Annotated in this window: 16 protein-coding genes; all 16 read right to left on the reverse strand. The window is 41.5% G+C overall.

All coding sequences use genetic code 11. The features are described from left to right. Window positions 1-2: 2 nt before the first annotated feature. The gene (locus RFX69_RS18940; protein ID WP_000789128.1) at window positions 3-416 is read right to left on the reverse strand and encodes a DUF6691 family protein; all 414 of its coding nucleotides are present in this window, start codon (window positions 414-416) and stop codon (window positions 3-5) included. A 4-nt stretch (window positions 417-420) separates the two neighbouring features. Continuing rightward, window positions 421-834 (reverse strand): YeeE/YedE family protein, encoded by a 414-nt coding sequence (locus RFX69_RS18945; protein ID WP_000095335.1) that lies wholly within the window; start codon window positions 832-834, stop codon window positions 421-423. 135 nt (window positions 835-969) lie between these two features. Next, window positions 970-1,437: a DUF6438 domain-containing protein gene (locus tag RFX69_RS18950; protein ID WP_001211835.1), complete on the reverse strand. Its 468-nt coding sequence runs from the start codon at window positions 1,435-1,437 to the stop codon at window positions 970-972. Between the two features lie 630 nt (window positions 1,438-2,067). After that, complete coding sequence (locus tag RFX69_RS18955) at window positions 2,068-4,497, reverse strand: glucose/quinate/shikimate family membrane-bound PQQ-dependent dehydrogenase (RefSeq protein ID WP_289332591.1); 2,430 nt, start codon at window positions 4,495-4,497, stop codon at window positions 2,068-2,070. A gap of 82 nt (window positions 4,498-4,579) precedes the next feature. Continuing rightward, window positions 4,580-5,899 carry a carbohydrate porin gene (locus RFX69_RS18960; protein WP_289332590.1) on the reverse strand — a complete coding sequence of 440 codons (1,320 nt, stop codon included), beginning with the start codon at window positions 5,897-5,899 and terminating at the stop codon, window positions 4,580-4,582. Window positions 5,900-5,958: 59 nt separating this feature from the next. After that, window positions 5,959-7,410 (reverse strand): right-handed parallel beta-helix repeat-containing protein, encoded by a 1,452-nt coding sequence (locus RFX69_RS18965; protein ID WP_289332589.1) that lies wholly within the window; start codon window positions 7,408-7,410, stop codon window positions 5,959-5,961. A 19-nt stretch (window positions 7,411-7,429) separates the two neighbouring features. Then, complete coding sequence (aroD, locus tag RFX69_RS18970) at window positions 7,430-8,257, reverse strand: type I 3-dehydroquinate dehydratase (RefSeq protein ID WP_289332603.1); 828 nt, start codon at window positions 8,255-8,257, stop codon at window positions 7,430-7,432. Between the two features lie 68 nt (window positions 8,258-8,325). Further along, window positions 8,326-8,955 carry a protocatechuate 3,4-dioxygenase subunit alpha gene (gene pcaG / locus RFX69_RS18975; protein WP_272239312.1) on the reverse strand — a complete coding sequence of 210 codons (630 nt, stop codon included), beginning with the start codon at window positions 8,953-8,955 and terminating at the stop codon, window positions 8,326-8,328. A gap of 14 nt (window positions 8,956-8,969) precedes the next feature. Next, a complete protein-coding gene (pcaH, locus tag RFX69_RS18980; protein WP_017816140.1) occupies window positions 8,970-9,695 on the reverse strand; it encodes a protocatechuate 3,4-dioxygenase subunit beta in 726 nt (241 codons plus the stop codon). 10 nt (window positions 9,696-9,705) lie between these two features. Further along, a complete protein-coding gene (gene pcaC, locus RFX69_RS18985; protein ID WP_000997505.1) occupies window positions 9,706-10,119 on the reverse strand; it encodes a 4-carboxymuconolactone decarboxylase in 414 nt (137 codons plus the stop codon). 15 nt (window positions 10,120-10,134) lie between these two features. Then, window positions 10,135-11,490, reverse strand: a complete 1,356-nt coding sequence (locus tag RFX69_RS18990; RefSeq protein ID WP_002068110.1) for an MFS transporter — start codon at window positions 11,488-11,490, stop codon at window positions 10,135-10,137. Window positions 11,491-11,532: 42 nt separating this feature from the next. Further along, window positions 11,533-12,318: a 3-oxoadipate enol-lactonase gene (gene pcaD, locus RFX69_RS18995; RefSeq protein WP_289332588.1), complete on the reverse strand. Its 786-nt coding sequence runs from the start codon at window positions 12,316-12,318 to the stop codon at window positions 11,533-11,535. Then, the gene (locus RFX69_RS19000; RefSeq protein WP_289332587.1) at window positions 12,315-13,670 is read right to left on the reverse strand and encodes a 3-carboxy-cis,cis-muconate cycloisomerase; all 1,356 of its coding nucleotides are present in this window, start codon (window positions 13,668-13,670) and stop codon (window positions 12,315-12,317) included. The genes pcaD and RFX69_RS19000 overlap by 4 nt, the downstream gene beginning before the upstream one ends. 2 nt (window positions 13,671-13,672) lie before the next feature. Continuing rightward, window positions 13,673-14,884, reverse strand: coding sequence for a 3-oxoadipyl-CoA thiolase (pcaF, locus tag RFX69_RS19005; RefSeq protein WP_289332586.1), 1,212 nt, complete (start codon window positions 14,882-14,884; stop codon window positions 13,673-13,675). Between the two features lie 12 nt (window positions 14,885-14,896). Next, on the reverse strand, window positions 14,897-15,550 hold the full coding sequence (locus tag RFX69_RS19010) for a 3-oxoacid CoA-transferase subunit B (RefSeq protein WP_289332585.1): 654 nt from the start codon (window positions 15,548-15,550) through the stop codon (window positions 14,897-14,899). Between the two features lie 18 nt (window positions 15,551-15,568). Beyond that, window positions 15,569-15,808 (reverse strand): 3-oxoacid CoA-transferase subunit A (locus RFX69_RS19015; RefSeq protein WP_079732754.1); only part of this gene is annotated, 240 nt, incomplete at its 5' end.

Consider the following 15,808-nt stretch of genomic DNA (forward strand, 5'->3'; position numbering starts at 1 on the left):
CTTTAATTTCCTTTATTTAAAATTCGGTAAATAAACATTCCTACTAACATAGCCACAATAAAATAAAGCGCTTCAAAATGTCCTAATCCAATGAGAGTTAAAGCGGGCGCTGGACATATGCCTGCTATTCCCCAGCCTATACCGAAAATAAAAGCACCTACAATTAACCTTTGGTCAATCTGTGTATTTGTTGGTAATTGAATTTGTTCATTAAAAATGGTTTTTGGTTTTTTAATAGCCCTTTGAAACGGAATAAATGCCACAGCAATAGCACCTAGCATCACAAACATTAAGCTAATATCCCATTGCCCAAAAATATCTAGAAACCCTAAAACCTTTGCAGGATTAGACATACCAGAAATCATTAACCCCAATGAAAACAAACCACCAAATATAAAAGCAAAGATATTTTTCATAAGATTACCCCAGCACATGGCGAATGATATAAACAGTCAGCATGCCAGCAAACATAAAAACTGCGGTCGCTATTATTGAGCGTTTTGATAGCCTGCTCATTCCACAAATGCCATGCCCACTTGTACAGCCTGATCCAAGTCGTGTACCAAAACCAACAAGTATCCCTGCCAGAATAAGTACAAATGAATTGGCTTTAATTTCGATTTCAGGCTGATAGAAATAACCATATATGAAAGGTGTAATCACGAGTCCTGCAATGAACCAGAATGCAGAACTTTTAAATATATCTCTAGATGGGCTAATGAATTGAGCAAGCAAACCACTAATTCCAGCTATACGACCATTTATATATAAATACCCAACTGTTGCGATACCGAGTAATAAACCACCCACAAAGGCATAGACAATACTTGACATATAAGCACTCTTAACAATATATGTTTTTATAATCTGTATTATACGCTGATTCTTTTAGAAATACTTAATATAAAACTTTTAAGTTTATAATTCTTCTTAACAAGAAAAAACCCCAAGATTTTGGGGCTTTTATCATTAAATTAGATCTTTAATGCCTAATTGTTCAGGTAATTTTTCCATAACTTTATTTAATCTATTATTTGCTGGAGAGATACAACCTGTGTAATGGCTTAATTTTGTTTCTGTACCATTGGGTTGAATCCAGGTGATGTAATAGCTAGGCATATCGGTCGCAGTTTGCTGACAACCTGCAGTTTTAGATTGGGTTCCTGTTTGCGGGCGATAAGTTTTTAATTCATCAGCAAGTTTTTGATAATCTTTTACGCTACCTTGAATTTCTTTAACGCCAATTGCTTTTGTATATTGCTTACCTTCAAAACGAATTAAACCGGTAGGTGTTACTTCTACTGAGTAAATTGGGCATGCGCCGAAACATGGACTAGAAGCATAACGAATGGTTTCTTGTGTATTAGGTGCTTGTTGAACAGAAGCACAACCCATTAAAGCCAAACCGGATAAAGTTGCAAGAACTAAAAATCTCATTACATCACCTATTATTATCAAGTGGCATTAATCTAACAAATCATATGCAAATTGTCATTAAAGACTCATTTTTCATAGTATTATTTGCTATTACTTAGGCTATTTTTAGTTATCAAGAAAATTAAAATATAAAGCACATAAAAAAAGGCCCATCGTTAGATGAGCCTTAAGCCAATTAAAGCTTAAATTCCTGAAATACAAATTATTACTGGGTAGTAATAACCTGCGCCGACCATTCTATCTTAATGCAATACATTATTTAAATATAATATAAGTATATATTTACGCTCGTTTTTCCAACAAAAAAAACCTGTTTTTTAGAGTTAAAAACTCAATAATGTTTATTTTTAATTAAAATTCACAACTTTAAGTTAAACAAAACTTAATAAATTTTGAAATTTTATTTATAGGTAAAACATTATAAAAAAATGCTTAATAGTTCGGCTATATCTAGTGTTCAGGATGAATCAATTATAGGAATATTTTAAGTTTAGCAATAACTTCAAGCACTTTTTTACTATTTGGTAAAGCTATCTCACTAAAATTACAGAATTTACGCAAACACTCTAATAGAAAAAAGATATTAAAAAAATAAGGGCAAAAGAAAATTTAACCTTTTGCCCTCTTTCATTATTTCTCTAAACTATATGCGATCACATAATCACCATGGTCTGGGGACTGTCGTGCACCACCCGCGGTAACCACTACATATTGTTTACCTGTTTTAGGTGAAACATAGCTGATTGGTGTACCTTGACTACCTACTGGCATACGTGACTTCCACAGCTCTTTACCTGTAGATGAATCAAAAGCACGCAAGTAATAATCTTGAGTTGCAGCAAAGAAAACTAAACCACCTTGAGTTGCCATTGGCCCACCAATAGTTGGCATACCAATCGGTGCTTTCAAGCCCATCTTAATACCAAGTGGTCCAGTGTCCTCAACTGTACCAAGTGGTACTTGCCATGCAATCTGACGAGTTTTCATGTCAATTGCTGTCATGGTACCAAACGGTGGTTTTTGACAAGGAATACTTAAAGCGGACATAAAGCGGTTTTTATTCACTTTATATGGTGTACCTTTCATTGGTACAGCACCCATACCTGTATTTACTTTTTCGCCACCACTCGCCTGAATCTTAATATCTTCAGGTGTTTGTTTAATGAGTTGAACCCATAAACCAAGACGCATATCGTTTACGAACATGTAACGATGTGTCGGGTCAAAAGCAATACTACCCCAGTTCATGCCACCTAAAGAACCAGGGAAGCTTAATGAAACATCAGTACCCGGTGCAGTAAATAAACCTTCGTAACGCATTGACTTAAAGTTAATACGACACATGAGCTGATCAAACGGCGTTGCACCCCACATATCTGACTCAGTTAAAGTCTGATTACCAATTTGAGGCATTTCAACAGAACGTGGTTGAGTTAAACTGTATTGCTCACCCGGAATATTTGCCGCTTTCACTGGTTGTTCAATCACTTTAGTTAGCGGTTTACCAGTTACACGGTCAAGAACAAAGAATTGGCCTGATTTGGTTCCAATCACAACAGCTGGCTTAGTCGTACCATCTTTTAATGGAAAGTCGACTAGACTTGGTTGCATTGGTAAGTCAAAGTCCCATAAGTCATTATGAACAGTTTGATATACCCACTTTTCTTTACCCGTTGTCGCATCAAGTGCCAAAACAGAAGTATTGTATTTGTGATCTAACGGATTACGGTTACCACCCCAAATGTCGACAGATGAACTACCCATCGGTAAAAACACCGTATTCATTTGTGGATCATATGACATTGCAGCCCAAGAGTTTGCCGAACTACGTTTATAGGTTTCACCCGGTTTAAGAACATAGTTAGGATCTGGATTACGCGGGTCAAATGCCCAGCGAAGTTTACCCGTGATCACGTCATAACCACGTATTACACCACCCGGCATATCTGCTGCCACGTTGTCTGCAATACGGCTACCCACCACAATAGTTGTTCCGGCAATAGTTGGTGCAGAAGTCACTTCAAAACGTGGAGCCTTAGTCCCACCGCCTAAGCCTTCGAGTAGATCAACCGTTCCATTTACACCAAAGTCCGCACAGCGCTGACCATTATCTGCATTGACTGCAATTAAACGGCCATCTGGCGTATTGGTATATACACGACGTGGACAGGCTGTGTTGTTGGCAACAGTAGTGACTGGAGTTGCACCAGCTAAAGTTGGTTGCACCAGTGGTTTAGTTGAATCGAAGTATGCAACACCACGGCAACGTTCCCAAGCATCGGCTTTTGAGTTTACCTCAGCTTTCCAGATCTGTTTGCCCGAGTCAGCATCTATGGCAAAAATGTTGTTATGTGGCGTACATAAAAAGACTTTATTTCCAACTTGTAGTGGCGTCATTTGATCTTCGGCACCATTACCGCTACCCGTTGTAAAATCACCTGTTCTAAAGCGCCAAGCTTCTTTTAGTTTATGAACGTTATCTCGGTTAATTTGATCGAGAGCAACAAAGCGACTACCACCCGCATCATTTCCATAATTTTCCCAATTCACCTGTTTTTTTGCAGGGTCAACTGGTACTAAAGGTAGCTTTTCACCTGAGCTTGCTACTGTTGGATGCGGTTGAAACATTTGATAGAGCGCAATCAACATACCCACCACAACTAAGCCACCTACGGCATAGGCTGAAGATGCCAAGCTAGTTTGAAATTGGTAGCGTCGAATTGAAGGTAAGGTAAATAACAAGGCAGCAAAAAGACCAGCAGGAAACATTAAGCGCGAGAATAACGGCCAAAATTCCCATCCAGCATCAATGAGTGACCAAATTACGGTACCAACAAAAACAGCCGCAAAAATCCAGACACCCAGCGCTTTTTTCCGGAAAATACTAATTGCTGAAATGGTTATAAACAGTCCTGAGATAAGGAAATACCAAGAACCACCGAGAGATACTAGCTTTCCACCGCCCACGATATAAAAAATACCAGTAGCCAATAAAGCTAAACCTAAAATAAAACACCATATTTTGAATAAGATATGAAACTTAGAATCTGACTCAGACATAGATCCTACTCCACATATACTGAACCCGAATAGTTCAAGCATTTGGGCCAGTTAAACTATGTCTAACCAGCCATCAATATTATTAAAAATTAACTTTTACACTCAGGCCTGCCACCCAAGCATCATCGACTTCTTTCACACCAGCAGGTTGATGGATATATTGAATGTTTGGACGTAACATGACGGCCGGAGACCATTGATAGGTATAGTTCAACTCGACATTTAACTCGTCGTCTTGAATTGGAATATAGTCAGATGCAATCGGATCATAGCTATAGTATCCGCGGCTTTCGTTTGTCGCGATCTGTTTATCTTTAGCACGATCATTGACTACATAATTGGCAATACCAAAGCCAATCGAATCATTTGGACGGCTATCAAACGGTCCCTTATACCAAAGAGCAAGCTGTTGCGTACTTTGAACAAAAGTCGTTGCTTTATCATTTACAACGCCATTAAAACTTACATATAAACCGCGTTTCGGATCTTGGCCGGCATGGCTAAGTTGTTGCTGTGCATTAATCCAGAAGCTTTGTTTTCCGTCATGCACTTTACCCGCAGTTTTAATATCATTTGCTTCTGCGGTTGAGTACAGCGCACCTACTTTATATTCACCCGGTAAACCATTAAAAGCAGCAAGTTTTGGTTTCCATGCAAGTTCAACTGGTATGGTAGCACCCTTGACGTTATTCATATCCAGATTAAAACCATCACTGTTTGATTCGGTTTTAATATTGTCTGGATTGACCTCATACACACCAACACCTAAAGTCCACTCAGGTGCAAACTGATATTTAACGTTTGTCGCCCAAACACCGACTGGTGAGTTATACCAAATTGAACCAATTGATTTTCCTAACTGCCCACCGCAAAGCAATAAGTTCTGAAACTCACATTGAGAACTATTAAAGTCCTCTGACATTCCCATACGACCAAATTTGACCTGTACAGTATTATCAACCAAGCCCTTCTTTACCCATGCTTGGGATAAACGCCAAATTTTCCCGCGACCATAAATTTCTTGAGCATTGCCCAATTGGCTAGAACGTGGGTCTTTAATACGCTCAAGAGTTAATGCATTACCGTCACGTTTAGTCACGACTAGGCTCGCTGTTGTATCTTTCCAACCAGCAATTTTTTCTAAATCTAGGTTTGCACCTAAAGAAAGTTGTGCGGCATTTTCAAAAGTATTGCTGTCGTTATAACCACCATCTAAATTTGTGGCACTTTGGCTCATAATAGAAGCCGTAAATTTATAGCCCTGCTGCTCTAATTGCTGACGTTTTCCATTCCAGTCGCCTAGCAACCATTGACGGTCTTGTGACCAAGGCTCATTAGCAAGCGCAAATTGGCTACCTAATACAGCAATTGTTAGCACACTCAATTTCATTACATTTGGCATTTCAAGTCCCTTTTGTCTTTTCTGAAATGCGCCCCTGTTTTGAGGCGCTTTATTTTTTGTTATTTAACTTGCACAAACCCGAGCTCAGATGTAGCACCGAAGCGATCCGTCACATTTGCTGTAATTGAGGCAACTTTGACTGTTGGTTTCCAATTGGCTTTTGCTTTACCTTCGGCATCTGTAGCTACTGTTATTGTTCCTAAATATTGCTCAGCTTCTTTTGATGCTGCATTTTGGTTGCCAAAAAACTCAACTTGATAGCGTTGATTTGGTAAGCCATTAACTTCTACTGTAACTGAACCTTTATTCGCTGTTAACTTAGGCGCTTTAATACCCTGATTCGGCTGAGCATTACAGTCCTGTTGATTTGGCTGAGTACATGTTTTTTGTTGTTTAGATGGGTCGACAACCACACCACCACCACGAGAACCTACAAATCCTGCATGCTCAAGTGCAGGAACTCCAAATACAATTGCCCCTAAACGCTGATCTGGTACACATGAACCACCCGCTTCACAACGTTTAATATCTTTACCATTGTCCCAAATCAGGTTTTTAGTCAATGTAATTCTTGCATTTGCATCTTTTTCAGAGCGAATGGCTACACTAATACGGTTACCATGTACTTTATTGCTATCAAGAATGTTGCCATCACCCGTCATATTGAAACCAATCGAGTTATTGGTCATTTCGTTGTAGGCGATATAGTTACGTTTGCCCCAGTTAATCTGTAAGCCATCTGAATAGTTTTCGAATTTATTACCAACTACAGCATTGTCATTACCCCACAAAATTTCAATACCTTGTGATGGTTCTGGGTTTGCTTTGGTTGAAACAAAATGGTTATTCGCAATTAAGTTAAATGCTGCACCACGTGTCAGTTCTAAGCCATCACCATTGTCTTGGAAAATGTTGTCTAAAACTTTGTTATTATTAGTCGTAGTTGCGGTTGGATTACCTTTACCATCATCACCCGTCAACATAACACCTGCACCACCGTAGTTATTACTAATACGGTTGTGTTGAATCAGGTTATTGCTCGAGCGGTTAATCAATACCCCAATACAGAAACGATGAATGTCTAAACCTTTTAAAGTGACATTGTTGACGTCACGTAATACCAACCCCGGTAAAGTCATAGTACGTACATTGGTGCCGTACTGCTCAGGGTTTGCACCTGGACAAGCTTTTGCACCTTCGCCTTTAACATAGTTTGAACCATCAATTGCGATGTATTCGCCAGTTTTATCCCACTGAGTACCAATGATTTTGATGGGTGCTTTAATTTCAGGAAGTGCGCTGTTTAATTTAATCGCATAAGGCGCTTTGCCTACTGCTTGAATCAAGATATCGCTAGCTTCGCTTGGGTTTGCATTGGCTTGTTCAATTGCCCAGCGTAAAGAGCCTTTATTGCTATCGTCTTGATAACGGTCAACCACATAAGTTTGAGCCGCAGCTATGCCTGAAACCATCAAACCTAATGCAAGAGTAGTTAAACGTAATGTATTCATTTCATCATATCCTTATGATTTATGGGTTTGTTGGTTGAACTGTTTGTAAAATCTGTTTGAGCTTAGTCACATCAATTTGACCCGGTGCAGAAGCCTGACCAATCATGCCAAAGCTATAACTTCCGCCCATATTGGCAGTCGCAACACGGGAAATCGTACCTAATTGCCCCATCGACATCGTCAATAATGGTTTAGTGGTTTGCTGGCTTACTTTTAAAGTTGCGTTCATTAAAGTGAAGACATCTTGTTTAGATTTAGGCATTACAGCAATTTTGAGAATATCTGCGCCCATTTGATCTTGTTTTAACAAGCGTTTTTCTATTTCATCTTGGCTTGGTGTTTTTTGAAAGTCGTGATTAGACATGACAACGAGCACTTTCTTTTGATGTGCTTTTTGAACAATTTCTGAAACTACTTTTTGATCACGGAACATTTCAACATCTAACCAGTCCATGAAAGGATTCTTTAAATAAGCCTGATAAGTCTTACCATAATCAGCATCACTAATTTCAAGCTGGCCCCCTTCGTTTTTGGTACGAATAGTGGCAATCATTGGCTTATTGCCTAAAATCTTTTTCAGCTCATGACCTAAGGCAATGACTTGTTTTGTATCGCTGGCAAAGCTTAATAAATCGATACGGAACTCTGCTAAATCAGCATCTGCTGTATTTGCAATGACTTGAGCTTGTGCCAATGCTTGTTCTTTAGTTTTTGCGGTAATCGGAACAATCGTTTTAACGGCTGTAGCGGCAGGTTGTGTCTGAGCAGCTAAAGCAACAGGTTCAGCATTTACCTGTGCAGTAAAAAATGGGAGTGCAAGCAAACTTAGGCTTACTAATGTTTTCATGTTCATATGTTCATCCTTAAAAAGGCTACACGCATCCTTGAATAATCAGGTGTAGCCTTAGGTGTTTCTTAAATATCAAAAAATACAGTTTCGTCATCGCCTTGAATACGAATATCAAAGCGGTAAACAACTTCACCATTTTCTTCAAAACGTTTTGCAATGAGAGTTTGACGACGTGGTGCCCATTCAATACTATTTAGAATTGGATCGTTAGCATTTGCTTCAGCTTCATCTTCAAAATAAACACGTGTATGAAGACCCAAGTTAATACCGCGAGCGAAAATAACTAACGCAATATGAGGTGCCTGAATTGAACCTTTACGGCCTGCTGTCGCGCCCGGTTTAATCGTATTGAAACTCCAAACACCTGTTTCAAAGTCAGCTCCCGTACGGCCCCAACCGTGAAATGCAGGATCAGCTTTTTGCTCACGCGTATCTGCCTGACTTGGATAAATACCGTTCGCATCAGCCTGCCAAATCTCAATGAGTACATCACGTAGCGGTAAACCTAATCCGTCAAACACTTGACCTTCAAGACGAATACGCTCACCTTTTGTCTGGTCTTGAACCAACTGGTTATTAAAGTTGTTTTCAAAAACTTCAATACCAGCCTGTTGTGGCAATAAGCCAATGTGAACGTAAGGACCACCTGTTTGAGATGGAGTTTCTTTTAATTCCTGAAAATTCCAGTTGTTCATGCTCGTGCTCCCGATTAAGTCAAATCATTTTCGAAGTAAGTCGCTCGACGTCCACGTAAAGTGATGTCAAAACGGTAACAACGGCTATCTGCTTCGATAAAGTTGTTTTTATCTTCTAGTGCAATCAAGGCACGACGTTGATCTTCAGACGGAATCGTTTTTAAAATCGGGCAAGTATCAATGAGCGTATCGCCTTCAAAATAAAACTGCGAAATCAGACGCTGCGCCCAACCATCAGCAATTAAAGAGAAGTGGATATGAGCTGGACGCCATTCATTAATACGGTTACGCCATGGGTACGGACCCGGTTTAATGGTACGGAAAATATAAAAACCGTTTTCATCAGTTAAGGTACGACCACACCCACCAAAGTTAGGGTCCATTGCACCAATATATTTATCGTTTGGATGACGGTAACGACCAGAAGCGTTGGCCTGCCATACTTCTAGAAGTGCATTTTTTACAGGACGACCAAATTGGTCACGAACATAGCCATGAACAATGACACGCTCACCAATTGGCAAACCATCTTTGGCATAGTTCAAAATCAAATCGTTATCTTTTGGGCCAAACAGATTTGAAGAAAAATGTGGCGCAGTGACTTCAGTTAAAGTCTCATTAATTGAGATCAATGCATTTTTTGGCGAACGTAATACACTTGTTTTATAACCTGGCGTATACGCTGGTGGATGATCATCTGTATTACGTTGGGCGTAAGCACCCCAGCTATGTTGTGACATCTTTATCTCCTTAATCCTGTTCTTTCGCTGCAATTGGGTTTACTTCTATCCCCAACTCTTTAAAGACTTCTTCAGCCATATGCATTGCAGCGTTTGCAGCAGGTAAACCCGCATAGAGTGAACTGTGTAAGATCAGCTCTTTTAAATCTTCTTTAGTTACACCGTTGTTGAAACAAGCACGTAAATGCATGCGTAGTTCATCTTCGCGGCCTAGTGCCAATAAAATTGCGATAGTCACTAAACTACGGGTATGACGTGGTAAGCCTGGGCGAGACCACACTTCGCCCCATGCATAACGGCTAATAAAATTTTGAAAATCTTGGTTAAAGTCATTTAGGTTCTGCAAAGACCGACCAACATGTTTTTCACCCAAAACTTCAGTCCGCACCTCAATGCCTTGTTTATAGCGTTGTTCATCATTCATTGTGATAGACCTCTATTAAGTTGCATCGGTATGCGCAACAATTGATTTAATAAATACCGCAACAGCAGCAGCGGTCGCTGGAATGAGTAATAAACTAAGAATGGCGGTAAACGACCAATCATTACCGAGTAACACAGCTCCAATCCACGCACCAAATACCGCACCAAAACGCCCAATACCCGTCATCCAAGACACACCAGTTGCGCGGCACTGAGTTGGATAGAAGCGTGCACTTAACGCCGGCATCGAAGATTGCGCACCATTAATGGCGATACCCGCACAAAGTACCAATACTGCAAGTAAGGTTGAGTTGCCTAAGCTTTGACCGACAGCAATTGCAAATAGACCTGCGGCAAAGTAGAAAATGGCGATAACTCGGTTCGGGTTGAATTTGTCCATTGCCCAACCAATAAACAATGCACTCACCACACCACCGAACTGGAACAAACCGCCAATAAATGCAGCGCGCTCCATCGAAGCACCTGTTTCACGCATAAGTGTTGGTAACCAACTTGTTAGCAAGTAAACAACCACGAGTCCCATGAAGTAAGTCACCCAAAGCAAAACCGTACCTTTGGCATATGGCTTAGAAAACATAATTCCAAAGACATTTTTCTTTTGAACAACTTCTGTTTTTTCTTCAGGCACATGAAATGCTGTCGCATTTTGAATCTGTGCTGGTGCAATATGGTTTAAGATTTTGCGTACTTTTTCTGGATTCTTACCTTTCACAATTAAAAAGCGGTAAGACTCAGGTAACATCAAAATCACTAAAATCATTAAAATTAAAGGTGACCAGCCGCCGAGCAAAAATAAACTATGCCAACCGTAGGTCGGGATAAGCCAACTGCTAATAAAACCACCTGTAGCCATACCCAAGTTGTAGCCACAGAACATACATGTCACGAGTAATGAGCGAATGCGGGTTGGACAGTACTCAGAAAATAAAGTGGTCGCATTCGGCATAGCTGCGCCAAGCCCAATACCTGTCAAAAACCGTAAAACGACAAGACTATCCAAGTTGGTTGCATAAGCAGATGCCAAGGTGAACCCACCAAATACAAGCATCGAAAAGGCTAAAACAATTTTGCGGCCAAAGCGGTCAGCTGTCGGGCCAGAAACTAAAGCTCCAATAATCATTCCACCAAGTGCAGCACTCATCACTGGTCCTAACTGAGAGCGATCTACGCCCCAGTCCTGAGCCAATGCTGGAGCGATAAAACCCATTGCAGCTGTATCAATACCATCAGTAAAAATAATTAAGAAACAGATGATTGCGATCATCCATTGATATTTACTAAGTGGAGCATCATTAATCAGTGCTTGAGCATCGATGCTTTTGCTTGGTGTAGCGTAATCCTGAGACGCCATACTTGCCTCCTTAAGGCCAATTCCTTTTAAATTACTAAGCGATTAGATTTGCTGAATAAATCTAGTCAATTCCTGAGTAAATCTTTGTGGTTGCTCAATATTAGAAAGATGAGATGCTTCGAGTTTTGCAAGCTGACTGTTATTAATCGCCTTCTGCATAAATTCGGCATCTGCTACCGTCGTTACCGGATCTTCTGTTCCTGCAATCAGTAGCGTTGGAATTTGGATTTGTGCAATTTCATCTCTTAAATCGGCATACGCTAAAGCGCGACATGCATTGGCATAACCTTGTGCTGGTGTGTTTGCGAGACTTTGAATCGTCGTTTGTGCAACCACGTTATGTTGATAGTCGAAGTTTTCACTAAACCAGCGGGTATGCGTGGTTTTTACCAACTCAGCTAAACCATTCTGTTCCACAGAATCAGCACGACTTAACCAAGCCTCTGCCTGACCAATTTTGGCTGCCGAGTTCGCAACAGTAATACTTACAAAGCGCTCTGGATGATGAATACCCAACCAAAGCCCTGTAATTCCGCCCATTGATATGCCGCAAAAATGAGCTTTTTCAATATTCAAGGCATCTAAAATATCAACAACATCTTCAGCTAAGTTTTGCAATGTGGTGTCACTAATTACATCACTTTCGCCATGACCACGTGTGTCGTATGTAATGACATTAAAATGACTTTTTAATTCATTCAGCTGAGGTTGCCACATACCATGGTCTGTTCCTAATGAATTAGAAAACATAAGCACAGGAGCATCTTTTAGACCATCTGTATAAACTGCTAACTGTTTTCCTTGACGATTGCTAATAGTCTGTTTCACTTTGACTCTCCTTGTGCTTCTTTCAAAACCGCATCAATCTGTTGCTGAATATTGCCTAAATAGTTTTCTGGTTTGAAAATATTCCTTATCTCTTCTTGGCTAAACTGCCCTTTTATTTCATCTAGTTGGCTAACAACATCAAACAAATGCTCATTTTGTGCTACTGCTGTTTTACATGCAGCTTCAACTAAATGATGAGCATTTAAACGACCAATTTTGGGAGCAAGTGCCATCATCACCGCTTCTGCCATAATTAACCCGTTGGTACACTCAAGGTTCTGTTGCATATGCTCAGCATTAACTTCAAAACCTTGTAGAACTTCACCAGTACGGCTTAATGCTCCAGTACAAAGCTGAAAGATTTCTGGAACTGCTAACCATTCTGCATGCCACGCACCTAAGCTACGTTCATGTTCCTGTACCATGCTTTGATAAATGCTAGACATCAGTGCTGGTACACGATTCGCCGCGGCCAATACGGATGCTGCCGCAACTGGATTACGCTTATGAGGCATGGTCGATGAACCACCACGACCCTTTGCGGTTGGCTCAAACAACTCTGCAATTTCAGTTTGCATCATGAGTGACCAATCCCGTGCCATCTTGCCCGTATTCCCGACAATCATGCCAAGCACACTTGCAATTTCTACAATACGATCACGCTCACCATGCCATGTACTTGTTGGTACAGTCAGATTCAGTTGCTTCGCAAATGCGCTGACCACAAGCGAACCTTGGTCTTGCAATGAAGCCAACGAACCCACAGCACCGCCTAACTGAGCAGTGAGCACACGTGACTTCATAGCTTGTATACGATCTAAATCACGTTTAAATGCAGAAGCCCAACGAGCAAGCTTATGCCCTAAAGTAATAGGTAAAGCTTGCTGTAACCATGTACGCCCAATCATGACTTGATGGCGATATTGTTTAGCTTGTTGTAATGCTGTGGTGTAGCACTGTTGAAGTTGACCTTCCACAATATTCAACGCATCACGGCATTGCAAAATACAAGCTGTGTCTAAAATATCCTGACTGGTTGCTCCCCAATGCACATAACGCGAAGCATCTTCATCAGTATCTTTAACAATTGCCGTAAGCTGTTTTACAAATGGAATTGCGATATTCCCAGCTAAGCCAGTTGCTACCGCCAAAGCCGAAAAGTCAAACTTTTCTAACGCCTGTTCAGCTACTTGGGCAATGGTATTTGCTGCATTTTGAGGAATCACGCCAACTTGTGCCTGCGCTTGGGCTAACGCAACTTCAACCTGAATCATGTAGGTGATTAAAGATGAATCACTAAAGATTTCAGTGACGTCTTTTTGGTAAAACAAGCTGGCATATAACTGGCTCATGATTAGACTCTCTCAATAATCAATGCGATACCTTGACCTACACCAATACACATTGAACACAAGGCATAACGACCGCCTGTTTGTTCAAGCTGGTTTAAGGCTGTGGTCACAAGACGTGCACCTGATGCACCGAGTGGATGACCTAAAGCAATGGCACCACCGTTTGGATTTACCTTGTCAGAATCATCTGGTAAGCCTAAATCACGGGTCACTGCTAAAGCCTGTGCAGCAAAGGCTTCATTCAGTTCAATTACATCCATCTGCTCTAAAGTCAGGTTGGCTTGTTTAAGTAATTTTTTAATCGCTCGTGCCGGAGCAAAACCCATAATGCGTGGTTCTACACCTACGGCTGTTGAAGCAATGATCTTGGCACGCGGTTTTAGGTTGTAAGCCTGAACCGCTTCGTCAGAAGCAATCAGTAGAGCTGCTGCACCATCGTTAATGCCTGAAGCATTCCCCGCAGTAACTGTGCCATCTGCTTTAACCACAGGTTTAAGTTTGCTTAAACCTTCAAGTGTGGTTGATGCACGAGGATGCTCATCGGTATCAATCACAACAGCATCACCCTTACGCTGAGGGATTTCAACTGCCACAATTTCTTTAGAAAAAAAGCCTTTGGCTTGCGCGCTTGCGGTGCGTTGTTGGCTCACCAAGGCAAACTGGTCCTGATCTGCACGATTGATGTTAAACTGTTCAGCAACGTTTTCGGCAGTCTGGGGCATGGTGTCTACACCATACAATTCTTTAAGTTTAGGGTTAATGAAACGCCAGCCCATGGTGGTGTCTTCAATCTTCTGGCTACGGCCAAAAGCACTGTCAGACTTACCCATTACATAAGGTGCACGGCTCATGCTTTCCACACCGCCAGCAATCACCAAGTTCGCTTCACCTGCTTTAATGGCACGGGCAGCAATGGCAATGGCATCGAGTGATGAACCGCATAAACGGTTAATGGTGGTTGCCGGTACTTGATACGGTAAACCTGCAAGCAGTGCTGACATACGGCCCACGTTACGGTTGTCTTCACCGGCTTGGTTGGCACAGCCATAGATCACATCATCGACCTGTTCCCAATCTACATTTGGGTTACGTTGCATGAGTGCTTTGATAGGCACAGCGCCAAGGTCATCGGCACGGACAGGTGCAAGGCCACCGGCATAACGGCCGAATGGAGTACGGATGGCATCGATGATATAAGCGTTTTTTAATGTCATTTCCCTACTTCCTTACCCTTGAGTCGCATCAATCAAAGTTGCACCGGTTAAAGCCTGTAACTCATCAAAGCTAAGACCTTCAACTTTCTCAATCACCTTTAAACCATCTTTGGTCACATCAATTACACACAGGTCAGTGTAAATACGATCCACACAGTGCTTACCCGTCACCGGATAGCTCAGCTCAGCGACAATCTTCGGCTCACCTTGTTTGGTGACGTGGTCTGTAGTGATAAATACTTGCTTGGCACCAACCGCCAAATCCATCGCACCACCTACGGCAGGAATCGCATCCGGTGCACCCGTGTGCCAGTTCGCCAAGTCACCATTGGCTGCCACCTGAAATGCACCAAGCACCGCAATATCAAGGTGACCACCACGCATCATTGCAAAGGAGTCTCCATGGTGGAAAAAGCTGCCGCCTTCAAGCATGGTCACAAACTCTTTACCCGCATTAATCAGTTCAGGGTCTTCTTCACCCGCAGCTGGCGGTGGGCCAAAAGCCAACAGGCCATTTTCAGAATGTAGAAAAACATCTTTGTCAGCAGGTAAGTAGCTGGCAATCTTGGTCGGTAAACCAATACCCAAGTTGACATAGGCACCATCTGGAATATCTTGTGCCACACGTTGTGCAATCTGGTCACGGCTGAGTTTCTGGTAGCTCATGTTATTTCTCCTTATTGCTTACTGTGCGGGCTGTACTTGTACAACATGCTGTACAAAGATACCTGGGGTAATGATATGTTCCGGATCTAATCCACCTAACTCAACCACTTCAGAAACTTGAGCAATGGTGACATCAGCAGCCATGGCCATGATCGGGCCAAAGTTACGTGCAGATTTACGGTAAACCAGATTGCCCCAGCGGTCGCCCTTGTAAGCTTTAATCAGGGCAAAGTCAGCCTTGATCGGATACTCAAGCAC

Origin of the sequence: Acinetobacter sp. 148, from assembly GCF_031196675.1 — a bacterium.
In the GTDB taxonomy this organism is placed as follows: Bacteria; Pseudomonadota; Gammaproteobacteria; order Pseudomonadales; family Moraxellaceae; genus Acinetobacter; species Acinetobacter baumannii.

What these genes read in the sequence shown, in the direction of transcription:
- pcaG (WP_272239312.1), bottom strand. Translation starts at nt 8,955, where the DNA reads ATGAACAACTGGAATTTTCAGGAATTAAAAGAAACTCCATCTCAAACA.
- pcaC (WP_000997505.1), bottom strand. Translation starts at nt 10,119, where the DNA reads ATGAATGATGAACAACGCTATAAACAAGGCATTGAGGTGCGGACTGAA.
- RFX69_RS19000 (WP_289332587.1), bottom strand. Translation starts at nt 13,670, where the DNA reads ATGAGCCAGTTATATGCCAGCTTGTTTTACCAAAAAGACGTCACTGAA.
- RFX69_RS18955 (WP_289332591.1), bottom strand. Translation starts at nt 4,497, where the DNA reads ATGTCTGAGTCAGATTCTAAGTTTCATATCTTATTCAAAATATGGTGT.
- pcaF (WP_289332586.1), bottom strand. Translation starts at nt 14,884, where the DNA reads ATGACATTAAAAAACGCTTATATCATCGATGCCATCCGTACTCCATTC.
- RFX69_RS18940 (WP_000789128.1), bottom strand. Translation starts at nt 416, where the DNA reads ATGAAAAATATCTTTGCTTTTATATTTGGTGGTTTGTTTTCATTGGGG.
- aroD (WP_289332603.1), bottom strand. Translation starts at nt 8,257, where the DNA reads ATGAAAACATTAGTAAGCCTAAGTTTGCTTGCACTCCCATTTTTTACT.
- RFX69_RS18965 (WP_289332589.1), bottom strand. Translation starts at nt 7,410, where the DNA reads ATGAATACATTACGTTTAACTACTCTTGCATTAGGTTTGATGGTTTCA.
- RFX69_RS18945 (WP_000095335.1), bottom strand. Translation starts at nt 834, where the DNA reads ATGTCAAGTATTGTCTATGCCTTTGTGGGTGGTTTATTACTCGGTATC.
- pcaH (WP_017816140.1), bottom strand. Translation starts at nt 9,695, where the DNA reads ATGTCACAACATAGCTGGGGTGCTTACGCCCAACGTAATACAGATGAT.
- RFX69_RS19010 (WP_289332585.1), bottom strand. Translation starts at nt 15,550, where the DNA reads ATGAGCTACCAGAAACTCAGCCGTGACCAGATTGCACAACGTGTGGCA.
- RFX69_RS18950 (WP_001211835.1), bottom strand. Translation starts at nt 1,437, where the DNA reads ATGAGATTTTTAGTTCTTGCAACTTTATCCGGTTTGGCTTTAATGGGT.
- RFX69_RS18960 (WP_289332590.1), bottom strand. Translation starts at nt 5,899, where the DNA reads ATGCCAAATGTAATGAAATTGAGTGTGCTAACAATTGCTGTATTAGGT.
- RFX69_RS18990 (WP_002068110.1), bottom strand. Translation starts at nt 11,490, where the DNA reads ATGGCGTCTCAGGATTACGCTACACCAAGCAAAAGCATCGATGCTCAA.